Genomic DNA, 19,360 nt, shown 5'->3' with positions numbered 1-19,360 from the left:
GTCTTTTGATTTGCAAATGCTCATTTTTCGATTTTTCGATTTATTTTGTTTATTATATACAAAATAATATGTAGAAAAGTAAAAAATATGATGAGAAACGTTAGTAATTATCGAAATAATATGCGATATAATAGTGAAAATCAATAAAATGAATTTACGGAATATTTTTAACAAGTAGTAGTTTGCTCTTTTCTGATAGGGCGTTTTCAAGTACAATATAAATGACTGAATCATCTAACTATTTAGCGGTGTAGAGGGGGGAGAAGAGATATGAAACGTAATCCGTTGATTCCGTTCGCTCTTATTGCAGCATTAGGTATTATCGTTATGTTTGTATTTTCATTTCAGGGGCTAAATAAATCTAAAGAGTTAGCTGATGCAAAAAATGGTGGGAAACCAGCACAAACAGCATCAAAGCCAGAGGATATTGTAAAGCAAAGCTGTACGAGCTGTCATGGTGATCAGTTACAAGGAGCGGTAGGCCCTAATTTACAAAAAATTGGTGGGAAACTTTCAAAAGATGAAATTAAAGAAGTTCTGTCAAAAGGAAAAGGAAATATGCCAGCTAATTTAATTCCAGCTGATCAAGCAACGAAAGTAGCTGATTGGTTATCGAAGAAAAAATAAAGTATAGAAAAACAAGTCTTTTGCTTTTTGCAAAAGGCTTGTTTTTCTATACTATCTAAAATACGATTAGTAATAGAGAATTGAAGTATTGTTATGGACTTGCAACAACTACTATAAATTCATTATCATGGAGACAGACTGAGAAGAGAAGGAGTAATGGAAATACATGAATGAAGTAAAGCTTTCGAAACGATTAGAAGAAGTTGTGAGGGAGATTCCGGTAGGCTCTACAGTAGCTGATATTGGATCGGATCATGCGTATTTACCGTGTTATACAATTATAAATAATATTGCTACGAAAGCAGTTGCAGGAGAGGTTGTAGATGGACCGTTTCGCTCTGCACAAGCAACTGTAGCTGAAAGTGGCTTACAAGATAAAGTAGACGTTCGTAAAGGGAATGGATTAGCTGTTATAGTGCCAGGAGAAGTAGATGTTATTACGATTGCTGGTATGGGTGGAGCGTTAATTCGTGACATTTTAGAAAGTGGTAAAGAAAAATTAGAAGGTGTAACACGTTTAATCTTACAGCCGAATATTGCAGCACACCATATCCGTGAATGGTTTATTGAAAATGGATGGGAGCTTATCTGTGAGAAAATTGTAATAGAAGACGGAAAGATTTACGAGATTTTAGTCGGAGAGCGAGGAGATACAGCAGTACCTTACTCTGAAAATAAACAAGCTGAATTGTTTATGGGTCCATTTTTAATAAAAGAAAAAAGTGAAGCTTTTGTTGAAAAGTGGGAAGGGGAATTGAAAAACTTCCAAAATATTTTAAAACAGTTAGAACGTGCAGCAGAGTCTGAAGAGAAGAAAGCGAAGCGTGCAGAAGTAGAAGCGAAAATGAAAATGATAGGAGAGGTTTTATCATGAGTAAAATTCCGAATGGTCATGAAATTATTTCTTTGTTTGAAGGTATGTATCCGAAGCATTTAGCGATGGAAGGGGATAAGATTGGCTTACAGATTGGAGCGCTTAATAAACCTGTCCAGCACGTATTAATCGCGTTAGATGTAACTGAGGAAGTTGTGGACGAGGCGATCCAATTAGGAGCGAATATCATTATAGCGCACCATCCTTTAATCTTTAATCCATTAAAAGCGATTCATACAGATAAGGCGTACGGAAGAATTATTGAAATGTGTATTAAAAATGATATTGCGGTTTATGCCGCACATACAAATGTAGATATTGCTAAGGGCGGGGTAAATGATTTACTTGCTGATGCGTTAGGGTTACAAAATACAGAAGTATTAGCTCCTACATATGCAGAAGAAATGAAAAAAATTGTTGTATTTGTTCCAGTAACCCATGCAGAAGAAGTGCGCAAAGCTCTTGGAGATGCGGATGCAGGTCATATCGGTAATTATAGCCACTGTACGTTCGGTAGCGAAGGGGTAGGTACGTTTATCCCTCAAGAAGGTACAAATCCTTATATCGGAGAAACTGGGCAGTTAGAACGTGTGGAAGAGATACGTGTCGAAACGATTATTCCAGCTTCATTACAAAGAAAAGTTATTAAAGCGATGTTGGCAGCCCATCCATATGAAGAAGTGGCATATGATGTATATCCGCTTGATAATAAAGGTGAAACATTAGGTCTTGGTAAAATAGGGTATTTACAAGAAGAAATGACGCTTGAGCAGTTTGCTTTACATGTGAAACAATCATTACATGTAAAGGGTGCAAGAGTTGTTGGAAAGTTAGATGATAAGGTGCGTAAAGTAGCTGTACTTGGTGGTGACGGTAATAAATATATAAACCAAGCGAAATTTAAAGGAGCAGATGTATATGTAACAGGTGATATGTATTATCATGTTGCTCACGATGCGATGATGATTGGTTTAAATATAGTCGATCCAGGACATAACGTTGAAAAAGTAATGAAGCAAGGTGTACAAAAACAATTGCAAGAAAAAGTAGATGTGAAGAAATTCAATGTACACATTCACGCTTCGCAGTTACATACAGATCCATTCACATTTGTATAAGAAAAATAAAAACCGTTGCTCATGTAGGCAACGGTTTTTATTATTGTTCTTTTTTCACTTTTACACGAGGTAGTATCTTTTGAAGTGGTACTTTTCGAATTCTGTCCCATGTAGCTGGATTCATTGGGTCATATTGATCTAAGAAAGCAATAACTTCTTTTGTAATTGGCGTTGGAGTAGAAGCACCTGCTGTAACAGCTACGTTTTCTACACCTTGTAGCCATTCTAATTGGATTTCACTTACGTCTGCAACGCGGTATGCTGTCGTACCAGCGATTTCTTGTGATACTTGTGCTAAACGGTTTGAGTTGTTACTTTTCGGATCACCGACAACAATTGTTAAATCTGCAACATCAGCTTGTTTAGCGACAGCTTCTTGGCGAACTTGAGTTGCTAAACAAATTTCCTTGTGGAATTCTGCTGTTGGGAATTTTTTCTGAATGTCCTCCATTAAATGTTGAACATCCCATTGACTCATTGTTGTTTGATTCGTAACTAAAATTTTATCCGTTGGAATTTCTAGTGTTTTTAAATCATCAGCTTTTTCGATAAGATGAACGATATCAGGTGCGATACCAACTGCGCCTTCTGGTTCTGGATGATTTTTTTTGCCGATATAAATGACATGGTATCCTTCAGCTTTCTTTGCTTCGATAAGGTCATGTGTTTTTGTAACATCTGGACAAGTTGCATCAATTGTCGTTAAACCTTTTTCTTTTGCACGTTGTTTAACTTCTGGAGAAACACCGTGTGCAGTGAAAATAACAGTACCAGAATCGATTTTATCTAAAATTTCTAATCGACTTGGACCGTCTAATGTAATGATGCCATCCTCTTCGAAAGCATCTGTGACATGCTTATTGTGAACAATCATACCTAAAATATAAATGGGTCTCGGTAATGATTTATCTAATGCGGCGTTACGTGCAATAACCATTGCGTCAACAACACCATAGCAATAACCACGAGGGGAAATTTTAACAATCTTCATGTGAGTAATCCTCTCCTTCTAAACAAGGGATACTTTTGTGCATAGTCCATTACATTATAAAGGAGGAGTGGATAGAAAACAAAGGATTGTTACACATATAGTTTTGGTTTTGTTGCTGATTGTTGAACGGGTTCTTTCGGAACCTCTTTTTCTATTACCGGTTCAAGCACTATTTTTTTTCGTTTCCTTTTTGGAGGTGGAGGAGGTGGAGTTGCTACCTCAACCTGTTCTGTTGCATCTTCAGTTTGATTTTCTTCCGTACTTTTTCCAGAGGTGAGGATTTTAACAATGCTTGGTAGACTACGCATAATGGGACCGTACTGTTCGACAACAGGACCGACAGATTGCACGACTTGAGATACTTTTTCGATATTATTTATCATATTAGTTGGGTTCGAAATTAAATTTGAAAAAAAACTACCGATGCCGCTGCTAGATGCCGCTGCAGTTGTAGCTGACGCAGCACCACGTGTATCATTTGATTCATACATTTGAGGTGGTATCATCTGCTCTGGATATTGCTGCATGTATGGCTGATATTGTTGTGTATATTGTTGTGTATATTGTTGTTGGTATGGCTGTTGCTGTTGATATTGGGGCGGCGGTTGTTGGTGCATCATCGGTGGCCCTTCCATTTGTCGATAAGGAGGGACCATTTGCATGAAAGGTTCGGTTGGATCGTGTTTTTTAAAGAGTTTAGCAAGGAAACCTTTCTTTTTTTGAGCCATCGGTGGTAGTTGTGGAATCGGATATGGTGTGTAAGATTGTTGTCCTCGATTCGGATACATTTGTCTTATAGGGGATTTCGGAAACATGTGGGAAATCCTCCTTTCTTCAGTTAGGTATATACACATACAATATGCAATGGAAGGAAAGAAGGTTAGTTTTTGAGATAAAAACCTAAACTAAAGATGGATTTTACTTGTAGATTTCGATATAATGTAGACTTGACTGATTTGTGCGCAGTAGAAATTTTAGAAAGAAGGTGTAACTTATGACACTACAAACTTTTACACAGTATGATTTTAAACCATTTTTAATAGATGCAGTTCGTGAACTACGCTTTACAGAGCCAACAGGAATTCAAAAGAAGATTTTCCCGGTCGTGAAAAAAGGTGTGAGTATAATTGGACAATCCCAAACTGGTTCTGGGAAAACACATGCATACTTACTTCCTACATTAAACAGAATTGATGCAAGTCGTGAAGAGGTACAACTTGTTATTACAGCGCCTACTCGTGAGTTAGCACAACAAATTTACGAAGAAATTGTGAAACTAACAAAGTTCTGTGCAGAAGATCAAATGATTACAGCACGCTGTTTAATTGGTGGAACTGATAAACAACGATCAATTGAAAAGTTGAAAAAACAACCTCATATTGTAGTTGGAACGCCAGGACGTATTAAAGATTTAGTAGAAGAAAAGGCGCTATTTGTCTATAAAGCGGATACTATTATTGTCGATGAAGCGGACTTAATGCTTGATATGGGATTCATTCAAGATGTAGATAAAATTGCGGCACGTATGCCTAAAAATCTGCAAATGTTAGTTTTCTCTGCAACAATTCCTCAAAAATTAAAACCATTTTTGAAGAAATATATGGAGAATCCAGAACATATTCATATTAATCCGAAGCAAGTTGCAGCAGGAAATATTGATCATTACCTTGTGCCTTCAAGACACCGTAATAAAACTGAATTAGTGAAAAATATGCTACTTCAATTTAAACCATATTTAGCAATTGTCTTTACAAACACAAAGAAGAAGGCTGACGAAGTAGCCGATGGATTAGCAGAACGTGGATTAAAAGTAGGGCGTATACACGGTGATTTATCACCACGTGATCGTAGAAAAATGATGAAACAAGTTCGTGATTTAGAGTTCCAATACATTGTCGCAACAGATTTGGCGGCACGCGGTATTGATATTGAAGGAATTAGCCATGTTATTAACTATGAACTTCCACCAGATTTAGATTTCTTCGTTCACCGTGTTGGAAGAACTGCACGTGCGGGTCATTCAGGTATTGCAGTGACGATTTATGATCCAGCAAATGAAGAAGCGTTAGATAGTTTGGAAAAACAACGTCATATCGAGTTTAAACATGTAGATTTACGCGGAGATGAATGGGCGGATTTAGGTGACCGTCGTCGTCGTAAGAGCCGTAAAAAACCAAGTGATGGACTAGATGTTATGGCAACAAAAGTTGTTAAGAAGCCGAAAAAAGTAAAACCAAACTATAAACGAAAACTTGCAACAGAACGTGACAAAGTGAAGAAAAAATATAGCAATAAAAAAAGATAAGGGATTTCCCTTATTTTTTTTTATCTCACTGCTTGAGAGAAAGTCGATTAATGCAGACTAATAATTAGTGAGGGGTAGAAAAAACGTTGACTAAAGTTTCGCTTTATTGGGTTAATTTAAGTATAGAGCGCAGATTGTTTGAATAGTCTGTTTAATCTATGTAGTGCCTTTTGTGTGAACAAACAATTCGCTACATATTTCTACAAATTATGCTATCATTATATCTATTGTATATTGAAGAGGTGATTGTATGTTAAAGATTGGATCTCATGTTTCTATGAGTGGTAAGAAAATGTTATTAGCAGCAAGTGAAGAGGCTGTTTCATACGGTGCAACGACGTTTATGATTTATACAGGTGCACCGCAAAATACACGAAGAAAACCAATTGAAGAATTGAACATAGAAGCAGGAAGAAAACATATGGAACTAAACTGTATTGAAGAAATTATCGTACATGCGCCATACATTATTAATCTTGGGAATACGACGAAGCCAGAAACATTCCAATTAGGTGTAGACTTCCTTCGCATGGAAATTGAAAGAACATCGGCATTAGGTGTAGCGAAACAAATCGTTCTTCACCCAGGTGCGCACGTTGGTGCAGGAGCGGATGCTGGTATTCAACAAATTATTAAAGGGCTTAATGAAGTATTAACGCCAGAGCAGACGGTTAACATTGCGTTAGAAACGATGGCAGGAAAGGGAACGGAATGCGGTCGTAGCTTTGAAGAAATTGCGAAAATTATTGATGGTGTGAAATATAATGAAAAACTATCCGTATGTTTTGATACGTGTCATACGCATGATGCAGGTTATGACCTTGTAAATGATTTTGACGGTGTGTTAAACGAATTTGATAAAATTGTTGGGATAAATCGTTTACAAGTACTTCATATTAACGATAGCAAAAATGTACGCGGAGCTGGAAAAGACCGTCATGAAAATATTGGTTTTGGTCATATTGGCTATAAGGCATTGCATCACATTGTGCATCACCCACAACTTACGCACGTACCAAAAATTCTTGAAACGCCGTATGTAGGTGAAGATAAAAAAGATAAGAAGCCACCATATAAATTAGAAATCGAAATGCTGAAAAATGGTACTTTTGATGAAGGAATTCTTGAAAAAATTAAAGCACAATAAGGAGGGGATTTTCCCCTCCTTATTTTAATAGCTGCTGAAATAAAATATTTACTTGTTGGGCAGTGGCAGGAGTAGTTACTTTAGCGATTTGTTTTAACAAATCTAGTCGCTCGGTATTATCGTAAATGTTAATGTTTTTCCCTTTCATAAGTAAAACGATTTTATCAGCTTGTGCAGTTGTGATTGGAACTTCGTATTCTTTACTATATTTCAATAGTTCTTTTGTAGAAATATGATTTAATTTTTTGTTCACAATTTGTTTAATGAGGTTCATCGTGTTGTCCTCCTTCACACGTTCTTCTATCGAAATATATGTACGCATAGCTTGTACATATTCGTATCAAGGTGCATTTTTTCAATGGGGAAAAGAAGCTTATGTTATAATATAAGAACAAAACTATAGATAAAGAGTATAAGGAGGACTTATGGAAAAAAAGCAACATCGAAAAGAAAGTGTTATTCATCTTGTATATCGTTTAGTTATGATTGTCTTTGGGGCAGCGTGTGCGGCGGTAGCGATTGAACTGTTTTTAATGCCAAATAAAATTATTGATGGTGGAATTATTGGTATTTCTCTTATATTAGATTATCTTACTCCTAATATTTGGTGGTTAAGCTTTTCTACTTTAGTTGTTATCCTCAACATTCCTTTTATGTACTCCGGGTATAAGCAAATTGGAAAAACATTCATGTTATCTTCAGCATTTGGAATTGTAGCTTTAGCATTTATTGAATCAACGTTGCATGCTATCCCGCCATTTACAACAGAGCCGATTTTAGCAACAGTTTTCGGCGGTCTTATTTTAGGGATTGGTGTAGGACTTGTTATTCGTCATGGTGGATCGTTAGACGGGACCGAGATTATGGGAATTCTATTAACGAAGAAATTACCGTTTTCTGTTGGTGAATTCGTAATGTTTGTGAACTTATTCATTTTTGCATGGGCAGCATTTGTTTTTGGTGTTGAACAAGCGATGTATTCTGTTATGACGTACTATATCGCATTCAAAACAATTGATACGGTAATTCAAGGATTAGACGAAACGAAAGCAGTTTTAATAGTATCGGATCAATATGAGGAAGTATCAAATGCAATTTTACACCGCCTTGGTCGTGGAACAACAAAACTTGTTGCTAAAGGTGGCTATACAGATAAAGAAAAAGAAGTTATTTATGCAGTTGTAACACGTCTGGAAGTGACGAAGTTAAAATCAATTGTGCATGAAATTGATGAAAACGCATTTGTTACGATTATGAATACACAAGAGACAAATGGTGGTAAGTTTAAATCAGCAATTCACTAAAAAGTTAATTGTAATATCTTTTGAAAGCAGAGAATTATTCTCTGCTTTTTGTTATAATAATAAGGTTTCTTGAAATAAAGAATATATTTTAGGCAGATTGGTTTACAACTATAATAAGCTGTACTATAATTCAAATAGAGATAAATCGGAATCATTCTGAATTAAAATAGGTGAGATGCTATGAATAATATATTGGAAATAGAAGGATTAACGTTTCGGTATGAAGATCGCAACGTGTTAGAAGATATTAATTTGCAAGTTCCGAAGGGAGCTTTTTTAGGTTTAGTTGGACCGAATGGTTCAGGGAAATCGACTTTACTTAAATGCTTATTGGGTGTTTTAAAACCAAAGCAAGGAAGTATTAGATTGTTTGGCATTGATAGTAAGAAATTTAAAGAGTGGAATAAAGTTGGTTATGTATCCCAAAAGGCAAGTAGCTTTAACTCAGGTTTCCCGGCAACTGTTTTCGAGGTTGTTTCAATGGGGCTCGTTTCGAAAAAAGGGCTTTTTCGCTTTTTTACGAAAGACGATAATGCGAAAGTAGAAAAAGCGATTGCTGATGTAGGTATGAGCGAGTTTCGAGGTCGCAACATTGGAGAACTTTCTGGTGGACAACAGCAGCGTGTATTTATTGCTCGTGCACTTGTAAGTGATCCGGAATTGCTTATTTTGGACGAGCCTACTGTTGGGATTGATGTGAAAAATGTGGCAAGTTTTTATGAGATACTAGAGGATTTAAACAAAAGATTGGGAATTACGTTAATTCTTGTTACGCACGATATGGGTGCTGTAACAGAGAAGGTGACGCATGTTGCATGTTTGAATCAGCATTTACATTTCCATGGGAATGTAGAGAAATTCCGAGAGTTAGAAGATGCAGAAATGTCGATTTTATATGGACATCATGTTCATCGCTTAGAACATGAACATGGGCATCACGGGAGGATATAATGATACAGGATTTTTTACAATATGATTTTTTACGTAATTCCTTATACGCTGGTATTTTAATAGGGCTTGTCGCACCACTTATCGGCGTGTTCGTTGTAATTCGCCGCATGTCGCTTATTGCGGATGCATTAAGTCATGTGACGTTATCAGGAATTGCAGCAAGTTTATTACTTGAAAAGACAATCTTTACCGGTGGTTTTTTAAACCCTTTATATATGGGGATGTTTTTTTCAATCGGTGGAGCATTGCTAATTGAAAAATTACGTACTGTATATAAACATTATCAAGAGTTAGCAATCCCGATTATACTTTCAGCAGGGATGGGGATTGGAGTTATCTTCATCTCACTTGCTAATGGATTCAATACGGATTTATTTAGTTATTTATTTGGTAGTGTAAGTGCTGTAACAAGTGCGGATTTAATTATTATTGGTATAGTAGCAATTGTTGTTATTGCGACGATCGTTTTATTATACAAAGAGTTGTTTTTACTATCATTTGATGAGGAATACGCTGTATCAACCGGTTTAAGTGCAAAGTGGATTCACTTTATCTTCATTATATTAGTTGCTCTTGTAATTGCGGTATCAATGCGTGTTGTAGGTGTTCTTCTCGTATCATCTTTAATGACGTTACCAGTTGCAGCAAGTATTCGTATTGCAAAAGGATTTAAACAAACAATTTTCTTTTCCATTTTATTTGGTGAAATTGCAGTAATTGGTGGAATGTTTGCTTCGTATCAACTTGATTTAGCTCCAGGTGGTACAATTGTTATGATAGCGGTTCTTATTTTAATTGGTGCAATTTTATGGAAAAAGAAAAAAACTGCATAAAGTAGGGATAGGTATGAATCTAACAGAAGCTTTACGCCTAATGAAGGAAAAGGGATACAAACATACAGGGAAAAGGGAAGAAATGCTAAGGTTATTCGCAGCTCATAATCGTTATTTAACTGCGAAAGATGTTTTAGAGCATATGAAGGGTGATTATCCAGGACTTAGTTTTGATACGATTTATCGTAACTTAACGGTTTTTGCTGAAGTCGGTGTTTTAGAGCAAACGGAATTAAATGGTGAAAAGCATTTCCGTTTTACATGCTCCATTATGGAACATCATCATCATTTCATTTGTTTAGATTGTGGTGGTACAAAAGAGATTAATTCCTGCCCGATGGATTTTATGAATAAAGATTTTAAAGGTTATGAGGTAACGGGGCATAAGTTTGAAATATATGGTCGTTGCCCAAAATGTGCAAAATGAGAGGGCTCGTCAGTTATATAACTGACGAGTTTTTAATTTGAATGTAAAAAAAGGTTGCTCACAAAAATTGTGGCAACCTTCTTTTTATTGTTCTTGTTTTTCTTTTTCTTTTTCTCGTTCGGCAGCCATTTCAGCAGCGATTACATCAATTTCTTTTTTCAGTTCTTCTACCATTGTTTCTTCTGGTACTTTACGAACGACTTGCCCTTTACGGAATAATAAACCTTCTCCGCGTGCACCGGCAATACCGATGTCAGCTTCACGAGCTTCACCAGGACCGTTTACGGCACAGCCGAGTACTGCAACCTTAATTGGAACTTTAAGTGTGGAGATGTATTCTTCGACTTCATTAGCAATGCTAATTAGGTCGATTTCAATACGACCACAAGTTGGACAAGAAATAAGTGTTGCGGCATTAGATGCAAGACCGAATGATTTTAATAGTTCACGTGCAACTTTTACTTCTTCAACTGGATCAGCGCTTAAAGAGATACGAAGTGTATTTCCGATGCCTTTACTTAAAATTGCTCCAAGACCGGCGGCGCTTTTTACAGTCCCAGCAAACAATGTTCCTGATTCTGTAATACCTAAATGTAATGGATAATCAAAAGCGCGAGCAGCTTTTTCGTATGCTTCAATTGCTAAGTTAACATCAGAGGCTTTCATTGATACGATAATATCGTGGAAATCTAAGTCCTCTAAAATTTTAATATGGTGCAGTGCGCTCTCGACCATACCATCAGCAGTTGGATATCCATACTTTTCTAAAATATGACGTTCTAATGAGCCGGCATTTACACCGATACGGATTGGAATGCCACGCTCTTTCGCTGCGTTTACAACAGCTTCTACTTTATGGCGACGTCCAATGTTACCTGGATTGATACGTACTTTATCAATGCCGCCTTCGATTGCTTTTAAAGCAAGGCGGTAATCAAAATGAATATCAGCAACAAGTGGAATGTTGATTTGTTTTTTAATATCAGCAATAGCATTTGCTGCGCGTTCGTCTGGAACAGCAACACGAACAACTTGACAGCCAGCTTCTTCTAAACGTTTAATTTCAGCAACTGTAGCCTCAACATCATGCGTTTTTGTTGTCGTCATACTTTGTATAATTAATTCATTGTTACCGCCAATTGTTAAATTACCGACTTTAACTGGACGTGTTTTTGTGCGTTGAGTTATTTCATTCACGAATTGATCGCTCTCCTTATAAAAGAAGTTTCTTATTTTAGTCCCTTACATCAATGATAGTATGTGTGAGAAAGGGCTATAGAAACCAAAGTACTCGGTTTCACTTTTACTATTGTATCAGCGCTTTTATGTAATTGACAAGGATTAAGTGATTGCTTATTGATATAAGGGGAATTTATAAGACTTTCCAACTTGGATTTTTGTAGCAGATGTATTTTTATTTAATTGCTTAAAATCATCAATTACTTTTTCAATAGAAGGAATTTTTTTCTTATTAATAGCTTCTGTAATAGAAAGAACTGTATCGCCAGTTTTTACTTCGATTGCTTTATAAGCTGTATCCGTTTCTTTTTCTTTTTCTGTTTCTTTCTCTTTATTTTGTTTTGTATCTGTATTTTCTTTTTTTATCGTTTGGGCAGCAGATGTTTTTTTGTATGAACTTAACATCGGTAAAGTACCGATTTTTATGTCGTAATAAAATATATAACCGAGGACAAGCACGAATAAGAGTACACCTAATCTCTTCATATCCTTCACTCCTTTGCTAGGAATATATGCTTGTCCAAAAAAAAAATGCCTATTTAGGCATTTTTTTTATAGTTCTTGTTTTTCTTTCGGCTTTGGAACTTCTTTAATTGTTAAGTATAGAATGATTAAAACAACTGCAATGTAAATGAATGTTGCGCCAGGTACGTTTATTTTGAATAAATCCATAATCATAAAGAAGATTGTTGGAATTGTGTAGCTGTAAGCAGTTAATGTCCAAACTTGTTTATAAGATAATTTGCGTTGACCGCTCATCGCAGAACCGATGAAGGCAAGCAATGTAACTCCTACAAAGGTAATAAATAATTGGAACAAGTACAGTAAGAACCCAATAACGAATAATAAGATTGGATAAATACTGTCAAATAACGAAATGAAATCTTGTAAATCTTTTTTCTCAAGAGATGCGCCTAATAAGTCATTATAGGAGTATGTTTGTGTTTGACCATTCCCCATGGAGACTACTTTATCTTTTAAAACAAATAAACCTGTTTTATTTTGATATTTTTCTAAGTCTGTTGAATTTGGATCAAATACGAAAAGGGCATTTCCATCTTCTTTTTCGATAGGTTGATCAATATCAGCTGTTAGCTCGCCATTTTCAATTTTAAAATCAGGTAAATCTTTTTCGATTACTTTATTTACCATGTTAACACCATCTTGAATAACGCTACCGTACAAGAAAGTTCTTGGAATAGTAGTGATTAGGCAAAGAAGCATAATATACAAAATGGTTTTACCGATTTTTTGAAAACGGAAAAGCGCCATATCTTTAGGCGAATATACGCTTTTTGCTAGCTGTGTAAAAATGGACATAGATTCACTTCCTTTATGTATGTATAAAATCATTGTAACGTACGAATCTAGAGAAGCTCAAGATATATTATATTTACATATAGTAGAGAAGACTAAATTCCTTCTTATTAATTTACTTCTTTTAGTAGAGAAAAATACAATTGACACTTTTCTTTCGTATATGGTAAATTTATCTTACATTTTTCAAACGATATATCCGATTGGAATTTAGTTGTTTTTAATGGTACATACATAATCGTGGACCCTTAGCTCAGTTGGTTAGAGCAGACGGCTCATAACCGTCCGGTCGTAGGTTCGAGTCCTACAGGGTCCATATCCATTTCATATGTTTATTATGTCAGCAGGAAGCTTCCTTGTAGAAGGAAGCTTTTTTTCGGAATATATGAGCATTTTAATTGAAAAGAAGTGGGAATTTTGCTACTTTAATGATAGCAAGACAAAGCGATTTATTTGTTTGCACCCTATGGCAATTAGGGTAGAATGAAGTTGTAGGTCACATATGTAGTGACAATACATAAACCGGGAGGAATATAACAATGGCAAAACACGAATTACCAAATTTACCTTATGCGTATGATGCTTTAGAACCTCACTTTGATAAAGAAACAATGAACATCCATCATACAAAACATCACAACACGTATATTACAAACTTAAACGCTGCTTTAGAAGGTCATGCAGAATTAGCTGACAAAAGCGTTGAAGAATTAGTTGCAAACTTAAACGAAGTACCTGAAGCAATCCGTACAGCAGTACGTAACAATGGTGGCGGACATGCTAACCATACATTCTTCTGGACAATCCTATCTCCAAACGGCGGGGGACAACCAGTAGGCGAACTTGCAACTGCGATTGAAGCGAAATTCGGTAGCTTCGATGCATTCAAAGCAGAATTCGCAAAAGCTGGCGCAACTCGCTTCGGTTCTGGTTGGGCTTGGTTAGTAGTAAACAATGGTGAGTTAGAAGTAACAAGCACTCCAAACCAAGATTCTCCTCTAACTGAAGGTAAAACTCCAGTTATCGGTTTAGATGTTTGGGAGCATGCTTACTACTTAAATTACCAAAACCGTCGTCCTGACTACATCGGTGCATTCTGGAACGTTGTAGATTGGAACGTTGCTGAAAAACTTTACCAAGAAGCAAAATAATTAAAGTTAATACAGCTAGAAAAAAGCTAGGGGGTTTTCTCCTAGCTTTTTTCTATGTTCTCCTTTTACATAATTGAGCTTGTCTTTGGAAGACTAGAACATGAAGTAAAGGAGAGTTGTGTATGAAGTGGAAACATGTAATCGGTGATGTTGAAGTGAATCGGGATTTAGTATTATTGCTCGTTATAGGAGGTTTATACACGCTCGCAATTTCTTTATCGAATACGTTTGTAAACATTTATTTATGGAAGCAAACACAAAATTATGTGAATCTGGGCTTGTATAATTTGGCCAGCGTTGTATTGCAGCCTCTAACATTTCTTGTGGGCGGGAAATTAGCGAAACGTATTGATCGCTCGATTTTATTGAGAATCGGTGTAGGCACATTAGCTGTTTTTTTTATCGTCGTTTTAGTAGCGGGAAAAAGTGCATCTCACTATATTTTATTAATGGGAGCTCTTTTAGGAGTTGGTTATGGTTTTTATTGGCTCGCTTTTAACTTGTTGACATTTGAGATTACAGAACCAGAAACAAGAGATTTTTTTAACGGTTTTCTAGGACTTCTTACATCGTTCTCTGGAATGATTGGGCCGATAGCAGCAGGATATACAATTTCACGTATGGAAAAATGGAGTGGTTATACTGTCGTTTTCTTCCTCTCGTTAATGCTATTTGCGGTTGCAGTCGTTCTAAGCTTTTTTTTATCGAAGAGGGAATGTGAAGGACGCTATGAAATTGTGCAAGTATTGAAAGAGCGGCAAGTTGATGAAAACTGGGGAAGAATTACGCGCGCTCATTTCTTCCAAGGCTTGAGAGAGGGAACGTTTATTTTCGTTATTTCGGTATATGTCTATTTAGCATCTGGTAGCGAGTTAGCACTAGGGAAATATAGTTTAGTGAATTCTGCAGTATCATTTGTATGCTATTATTTAGTTGCTCGTATGTTAAAGAAAGAATGGCGAAAAAAAGCAATTTTACTTGGTGGCATTATTTTATATGCGGTCGTATTTTTAGTTATTTTTAATGTTACATATACGAAATTACTTATTTATGCAGCATGTATTGCGGTTGCATATCCGATTTTACTCGTTCCGTACGGCTCAATGACATACGATGTAATTGGTAGAGCAAAACAGGCGAGAGAATGGCGTGTAGAATATATAGTGGTCAGGGAATTATGGTTAAATGCCGGAAGAATTTGTTCCATTTTAAGTTTTTTATGTGCTGTCATATTTTTTCCGCCTGAAAAAAGTTTACCTTTCTTACTATGTATTTTAGGAGCTGGACATTTTCTTATTTATTTTGCAGTTAAAAATGTCAAATATGATGAGGGGAATGTGAACAAAACCAGTGTTGTAGCGCAAGGAAGCACACAGAATCAAACTGAACCAGAAGGTTAACTTATCGCGTGTTTTATGCTAGAATAGAAAAAGATGTAAGACAGCAGTGAGGGCACCTGTATGAAGGTGTCCCTTTCACATTACATAGCTGTTGGTAGAGGGGGTTTGTATGAGCAAGAAGCAGAAACAACAAAAGAAAAAGACCCACGTTCCTTTTCGGTTAAACGTGTTGTTTTTTTGCGTGTTTTTAATGTTCTCCGCGGTTATTGTAAGGCTTGGATACGTACAAATTGTTCGTGGTGAGGAATATAAAAATGAAGTTGAGAAAAAAGAAAACTCAACGATAAGTAATCCTGTACCACGCGGGAAAATATTTGATCGTAATGGAGAAGCGGTCGTAGATAATGAGCCTATTCGTACAATTACATTTACAAAAATGAAGGGATCAACTGCAGCAGATCGCTTAGAGACGGCGAAAAAGTTAGCAGATTTAATTGAAGTCCCAACAGATAAGTTAACAGATCGCGATAAGAAAGATTATTGGCTTGCTTTACATAAAGAAGAAGCAGAAGCAAAAATCACAAAAAAAGATCGTGAAGAGTTTAAAGCGAATAAAATTGACGATAAAGAACTAGATGAACGTCAACGAAATCGTGTAACAGAAGAAGAGATTAATCAACTGTCAGCAAAAGATTTAGAAATATTGGCGATCAAAAGTAAGATGGAAAGCGGATATGCAATGACGCCGCAAATCGTTAAAAAAAATGCAACACCGGAAGAATACGCGATTATTAGTGAAAATTTAGCGAAATTACCAGGTGTAGATACAAATGTTGACTGGGAGCGAAAATATAAGTATGACGATATGTTCCGAAGTGTACTTGGTGGTGTAACTTCTTCTGATGAAGGGTTACCGAGAGAAAGATTAGATCACTATCTTGTTCGTGATTATAATCGTAACGATCGTGTAGGAAAAAGTTACCTTGAGCAACAGTACGAAGATAGTTTACACGGCACAAAATCTGAAGTAAGAAATGTTACAGATAAAGATGGTAATATTTTAGAAACTATTAATGTGTCACAGGGACAACGAGGTAATGATCTGAATTTAACAATCGATATGGAATTACAAAAGCGTGTAGAAGAGATTCTTGAGAAAAACTTAAATAAATTTAAAGGATCAGAACCGCTTTTAGATCGCGCTTTCGTTGTAATGATGAATCCAAAGAATGGTGAAGTTTTATCCATGGCAGGGAAACAATTAGTTAACGAAGATGGGCAAACGAAAGTGAATGACTTTGCGTTAGGTACGATGACAAGTTCTTATCCGATGGGTTCAACTGTAAAAGGTGCAACAGTACTTACTGGATATCAAACTGGGGCGATTCAACCTGGATCAGTTCAATATGATGAACCGATTGTATTAAAAGGAACGCCTAAAAAGTCATCTTGGCAAAATATGGGTTACATCGATGACCTTACAGCCTTAAAAAAGTCTTCTAACGTTTATATGTTTAAAACAGCGATGAGCCTGGCCGGAGTTTCATATGTGAAAGGTGGTACGTTAGATATACCACAAAAAGCATTTGATACTATGCGTTACTATTTTGGGCAGTTTGGGCTTGGTGTAAAAACAGGAATTGATTTGCCAAATGAAACTGCTGGTCAAATAGGTAGAGGGAGTCAACCAGGTTTCTTACTAGACTTATCGATTGGACAGTATGACACGTATACACCGCTTCAATTAGCGCAATATATTTCGACGATTGCAAATGGTGGATATCGTATGCAACCACAAGTTGTAAAGGAAATTCGTCAGCCAGCTATGAAGCCAGAGGAAGTAGGGAAAGTTGTTCAATCAATGGAACCGAAAGTATTAAATCGTATTGATATGCCAGAATCGCAAATTAAACGCGTTCAAGAAGGATTTAGACAAGTGTTTAACGATTCAGGTGGTACAGCCACGAAATACTTTACAGGCGCACCATATAAAGCTGCTGGTAAAACAGGTACAGCTCAAACCGTATATGGCGGAGATAAAGAGATTGGTAAAAAAGAAAACGGTGAGCGTGTGCAAACGTATAACTTAACGCTAGTAGGTTATGCACCACTTGAAGATCCAGAAGTAGCATTTTCTGTTGTTGTGCCATGGGTACATGACGATAAAACAGGAATTAACGGATATATCAGTCGTGAAATAATGGACGCTTACTTTGATTTGAAAAAACAAGCATTAACTGGTGAAGCTCCGCAAGATGAAAAAGCGAAAAAAAATAAAAATCAAGATGATGAATAAAAAAGTTGTAAAAAAAGCACACTATCTGAAAAGATAGTGTGCTTTTTTTTATGCCTTACGCATATGGTTTAGTAAATATGGACAAGCATAAAATATTGAAAAAACATGTAGTTTCAAAAACGATGAACACAACAAGATTAGTGCATACGCTCTAAGTTTGTTGTGTGTGATAGGCGATAGCAGTTTTATCCCGCGTTTGAGGGCGGTAAAACTCCCACCTCAAAATTCAGCTGGAGCAAAGAAGTTAGGTGGGAGCCCTGCTGCCCGTAAACGCCCGATTGGTGAGGGCTAATAATCAGTGGGGGATGAACAAAACCCCCACTGATTAAAGTTTCGCTTTATGGATGATTAGAAAATTTCCTGCATCTAAAGTACAAAAGTGAAAATAAAGTTTGTGTATACAGTTGTTTTTGTGGGACTTTACAAAACTTTTACAAATAATTAAAACCGAATTAATAGTTTAGCAGTATTCTTATATCTGTAATCCTGTTATTTCCGGTTACTTCTAGGAGGAAGAACACGTGAAATGGATGAGCGCATCGATTAAAGTTTTGACATTATCGACATGTTTCCTTTGTTTTAATATGTCTACTGCATTCGCTACAAATGAAATGGGAGAAGTGAGAGTTGATGGATCCTCAACGGTTTTCCCCATTATAGAGGCAGTAGCAGAGGAATATACAAAGGCCCATCCAAACGTGAAAATTTCTATTAGTATTTCTGGGACAGGGGGAGGATTTAATCGTTTCAGTAAAGGAGAAGTAGATATAAACAATGCTTCGAGATTGATGAAACCGGTAGAAGAAAATGCAATGCAGAAAAAATCCATTCAATTTACACCATTTGAGGTTGCTTATGACGGTCTAACGATTGTTGTGAATCGTCAAAATACGTGGGTAAACAATATGACGATAGATGAGTTACGTCTACTATGGAGTGAAAATGGAAGATTGAAACGATGGTCACAAATTCATTCATCATGGCCTCGTGAACAAGTTAAATTTTATGCGCCAGGCGTAGACTCTGGTACTTATGATTATTTCCAAAATGTTGTCTTACAAAATAATCGCCTTGTAAAAACGGTTTCTTTGTCTGAAGACGATCAAGTTATTATGCAAGGGGTAATGAATGATAAAAATGCCATTGCTTTTGTAGGATATGCTTATTATATGGCCAATCGAGATAAGGTAAAAGCAATACAGGTGGATGGTGTATTTCCAACGAAAGAGACCATTCAGTCGGGTACGTATAAGCCATTATCTAGGCCGCTATTTACGTATGTGAATCATGCATCCATCAGAAATAAAATTAATGTAGCAAATTATGTTGAGTTTATGATTAAGCATGTTGGAAGCCTTGCTGAAGAGGTCGGATATGTAAAATTACCAAAAGAAAAATATAATGAACAGCTGCGAATGTTAACAGAAATAAAAAGGTAAT

General features: G+C 36.3%; 19 protein-coding genes and 1 tRNA gene. 14 read left to right on the top strand and 6 right to left on the bottom strand.

The annotated features are described in order from the left end of the window. Positions 1-270 precede the first annotated feature (270 nt). The 3 genes from cccA to ABH955_RS10460 all read left to right on the top strand — a co-directional run bounded on the left by cccA (position 271) and on the right by ABH955_RS10460 (position 2,619). Positions 271-627: a cytochrome c550 gene (gene cccA, locus ABH955_RS10470; protein WP_002015178.1), complete on the top strand. Its 357-nt coding sequence runs from the start codon at positions 271-273 to the stop codon at positions 625-627. A 166-nt stretch (positions 628-793) separates the two neighbouring features. After that, positions 794-1,501 carry a tRNA (adenine(22)-N(1))-methyltransferase gene (locus ABH955_RS10465; RefSeq protein WP_404491099.1) on the top strand — a complete coding sequence of 236 codons (708 nt, stop codon included), beginning with the start codon at positions 794-796 and terminating at the stop codon, positions 1,499-1,501. Continuing rightward, positions 1,498-2,619 (top strand): Nif3-like dinuclear metal center hexameric protein, encoded by a 1,122-nt coding sequence (locus ABH955_RS10460; protein WP_002190694.1) that lies wholly within the window; start codon positions 1,498-1,500, stop codon positions 2,617-2,619. Before ABH955_RS10465 ends, ABH955_RS10460 begins: the two co-directional genes overlap by 4 nt. Positions 2,620-2,659: 40 nt before the next feature. On the opposite strand, the gene ABH955_RS10455 is transcribed toward ABH955_RS10460, so the two are convergent. Continuing rightward, positions 2,660-3,610, bottom strand: coding sequence for a 4-hydroxy-3-methylbut-2-enyl diphosphate reductase (locus tag ABH955_RS10455; RefSeq protein ID WP_002015175.1), 951 nt, complete (start codon positions 3,608-3,610; stop codon positions 2,660-2,662). A gap of 89 nt (positions 3,611-3,699) precedes the next feature. Further along, a complete protein-coding gene (vrrA, locus tag ABH955_RS10450; protein WP_002184950.1) occupies positions 3,700-4,425 on the bottom strand; it encodes a VrrA/YqfQ family protein in 726 nt (241 codons plus the stop codon). A gap of 179 nt (positions 4,426-4,604) precedes the next feature. Here vrrA and ABH955_RS10445 point away from each other — a divergent pair, with 179 nt between their 5' ends. Beyond that, positions 4,605-5,915 carry a DEAD/DEAH box helicase gene (locus ABH955_RS10445; RefSeq protein ID WP_002015172.1) on the top strand — a complete coding sequence of 437 codons (1,311 nt, stop codon included), beginning with the start codon at positions 4,605-4,607 and terminating at the stop codon, positions 5,913-5,915. Between the two features lie 250 nt (positions 5,916-6,165). Then, positions 6,166-7,062 (top strand): deoxyribonuclease IV, encoded by an 897-nt coding sequence (locus ABH955_RS10440; RefSeq protein WP_404491098.1) that lies wholly within the window; start codon positions 6,166-6,168, stop codon positions 7,060-7,062. A gap of 19 nt (positions 7,063-7,081) precedes the next feature. Here ABH955_RS10440 and ABH955_RS10435 read toward each other — a convergent pair whose 3' ends face one another. Continuing rightward, positions 7,082-7,336 (bottom strand): DUF2624 domain-containing protein, encoded by a 255-nt coding sequence (locus ABH955_RS10435; RefSeq protein WP_002088657.1) that lies wholly within the window; start codon positions 7,334-7,336, stop codon positions 7,082-7,084. Between the two features lie 151 nt (positions 7,337-7,487). Between ABH955_RS10435 and ABH955_RS10430 the strand changes: the two genes are divergently transcribed. The 4 genes from ABH955_RS10430 to ABH955_RS10415 all read left to right on the top strand — a co-directional run bounded on the left by ABH955_RS10430 (position 7,488) and on the right by ABH955_RS10415 (position 10,577). After that, positions 7,488-8,366, top strand: coding sequence for a YitT family protein (locus tag ABH955_RS10430; protein ID WP_002015168.1), 879 nt, complete (start codon positions 7,488-7,490; stop codon positions 8,364-8,366). Between the two features lie 180 nt (positions 8,367-8,546). Beyond that, positions 8,547-9,317: a metal ABC transporter ATP-binding protein gene (locus tag ABH955_RS10425; RefSeq protein ID WP_002015167.1), complete on the top strand. Its 771-nt coding sequence runs from the start codon at positions 8,547-8,549 to the stop codon at positions 9,315-9,317. Next, positions 9,317-10,150, top strand: a complete 834-nt coding sequence (locus ABH955_RS10420; protein ID WP_002015165.1) for a metal ABC transporter permease — start codon at positions 9,317-9,319, stop codon at positions 10,148-10,150. Before ABH955_RS10425 ends, ABH955_RS10420 begins: the two co-directional genes overlap by 1 nt. A gap of 13 nt (positions 10,151-10,163) precedes the next feature. Next, complete coding sequence (locus ABH955_RS10415; RefSeq protein WP_002015164.1) at positions 10,164-10,577, top strand: Fur family transcriptional regulator; 414 nt, start codon at positions 10,164-10,166, stop codon at positions 10,575-10,577. 84 nt (positions 10,578-10,661) lie between these two features. On the opposite strand, the gene ispG is transcribed toward ABH955_RS10415, so the two are convergent. From ispG to yqgB, 3 genes are all read right to left on the bottom strand, one after another. Next, positions 10,662-11,774 (bottom strand): flavodoxin-dependent (E)-4-hydroxy-3-methylbut-2-enyl-diphosphate synthase, encoded by a 1,113-nt coding sequence (gene ispG / locus ABH955_RS10410; RefSeq protein ID WP_219303551.1) that lies wholly within the window; start codon positions 11,772-11,774, stop codon positions 10,662-10,664. Positions 11,775-11,930: 156 nt separating this feature from the next. Beyond that, positions 11,931-12,302, bottom strand: a complete 372-nt coding sequence (locus ABH955_RS10405) for a hypothetical protein (protein ID WP_002088653.1) — start codon at positions 12,300-12,302, stop codon at positions 11,931-11,933. Positions 12,303-12,368: 66 nt separating this feature from the next. Continuing rightward, positions 12,369-13,136, bottom strand: coding sequence for a protein YqgB (gene yqgB / locus ABH955_RS10400; protein ID WP_269480953.1), 768 nt, complete (start codon positions 13,134-13,136; stop codon positions 12,369-12,371). 239 nt (positions 13,137-13,375) lie between these two features. Between yqgB and ABH955_RS10395 the strand changes: the two genes are divergently transcribed. From ABH955_RS10395 to ABH955_RS10375, 5 genes are all read left to right on the top strand, one after another. Next, positions 13,376-13,449 (top strand) — tRNA-Ile (locus ABH955_RS10395). A gap of 223 nt (positions 13,450-13,672) precedes the next feature. Further along, positions 13,673-14,284, top strand: coding sequence for a superoxide dismutase [Mn] (gene sodA / locus ABH955_RS10390; RefSeq protein ID WP_001052029.1), 612 nt, complete (start codon positions 13,673-13,675; stop codon positions 14,282-14,284). Between the two features lie 122 nt (positions 14,285-14,406). Beyond that, on the top strand, positions 14,407-15,684 hold the full coding sequence (locus ABH955_RS10385; protein WP_002015154.1) for an MFS transporter: 1,278 nt from the start codon (positions 14,407-14,409) through the stop codon (positions 15,682-15,684). Between the two features lie 109 nt (positions 15,685-15,793). Then, a complete protein-coding gene (locus tag ABH955_RS10380; protein ID WP_269480955.1) occupies positions 15,794-17,920 on the top strand; it encodes a peptidoglycan D,D-transpeptidase FtsI family protein in 2,127 nt (708 codons plus the stop codon). A gap of 521 nt (positions 17,921-18,441) precedes the next feature. Then, entirely contained in the window at positions 18,442-19,359 is a 918-nt protein-coding gene (locus ABH955_RS10375) for a PstS family phosphate ABC transporter substrate-binding protein (protein ID WP_002138359.1), read from the top strand. Position 19,360 lies beyond the last annotated feature (1 nt).

The organism is Bacillus sp. RC240 (assembly GCF_044907945.1).
In the GTDB taxonomy this organism is placed as follows: Bacteria; Bacillota; Bacilli; order Bacillales; family Bacillaceae_G; genus Bacillus_A; species Bacillus_A mycoides.
Note: the sequence above shows the minus strand (reverse complement) of the source record. Positions and strands in the feature narration are given on the sequence as shown.

Bases quoted from the DNA above. Each gene is read 5' to 3' on its own strand.
- ABH955_RS10455 (WP_002015175.1), bottom strand. From the start codon at position 3,610: ATGAAGATTGTTAAAATTTCCCCTCGTGGTTATTGCTATGGTGTTGTT.
- ABH955_RS10465 (WP_404491099.1), top strand. From the start codon at position 794: ATGAATGAAGTAAAGCTTTCGAAACGATTAGAAGAAGTTGTGAGGGAG.
- ABH955_RS10405 (WP_002088653.1), bottom strand. From the start codon at position 12,302: ATGAAGAGATTAGGTGTACTCTTATTCGTGCTTGTCCTCGGTTATATA.
- yqgB (WP_269480953.1), bottom strand. From the start codon at position 13,136: ATGTCCATTTTTACACAGCTAGCAAAAAGCGTATATTCGCCTAAAGAT.
- ABH955_RS10415 (WP_002015164.1), top strand. From the start codon at position 10,164: ATGAATCTAACAGAAGCTTTACGCCTAATGAAGGAAAAGGGATACAAA.
- ABH955_RS10445 (WP_002015172.1), top strand. From the start codon at position 4,605: ATGACACTACAAACTTTTACACAGTATGATTTTAAACCATTTTTAATA.
- ABH955_RS10460 (WP_002190694.1), top strand. From the start codon at position 1,498: ATGAGTAAAATTCCGAATGGTCATGAAATTATTTCTTTGTTTGAAGGT.
- cccA (WP_002015178.1), top strand. From the start codon at position 271: ATGAAACGTAATCCGTTGATTCCGTTCGCTCTTATTGCAGCATTAGGT.
- ABH955_RS10440 (WP_404491098.1), top strand. From the start codon at position 6,166: ATGTTAAAGATTGGATCTCATGTTTCTATGAGTGGTAAGAAAATGTTA.
- ABH955_RS10420 (WP_002015165.1), top strand. From the start codon at position 9,317: ATGATACAGGATTTTTTACAATATGATTTTTTACGTAATTCCTTATAC.
- ABH955_RS10380 (WP_269480955.1), top strand. From the start codon at position 15,794: ATGAGCAAGAAGCAGAAACAACAAAAGAAAAAGACCCACGTTCCTTTT.
- ABH955_RS10430 (WP_002015168.1), top strand. From the start codon at position 7,488: ATGGAAAAAAAGCAACATCGAAAAGAAAGTGTTATTCATCTTGTATAT.
- ABH955_RS10385 (WP_002015154.1), top strand. From the start codon at position 14,407: ATGAAGTGGAAACATGTAATCGGTGATGTTGAAGTGAATCGGGATTTA.
- vrrA (WP_002184950.1), bottom strand. From the start codon at position 4,425: ATGTTTCCGAAATCCCCTATAAGACAAATGTATCCGAATCGAGGACAA.
- ABH955_RS10435 (WP_002088657.1), bottom strand. From the start codon at position 7,336: ATGAACCTCATTAAACAAATTGTGAACAAAAAATTAAATCATATTTCT.
- ABH955_RS10425 (WP_002015167.1), top strand. From the start codon at position 8,547: ATGAATAATATATTGGAAATAGAAGGATTAACGTTTCGGTATGAAGAT.
- sodA (WP_001052029.1), top strand. From the start codon at position 13,673: ATGGCAAAACACGAATTACCAAATTTACCTTATGCGTATGATGCTTTA.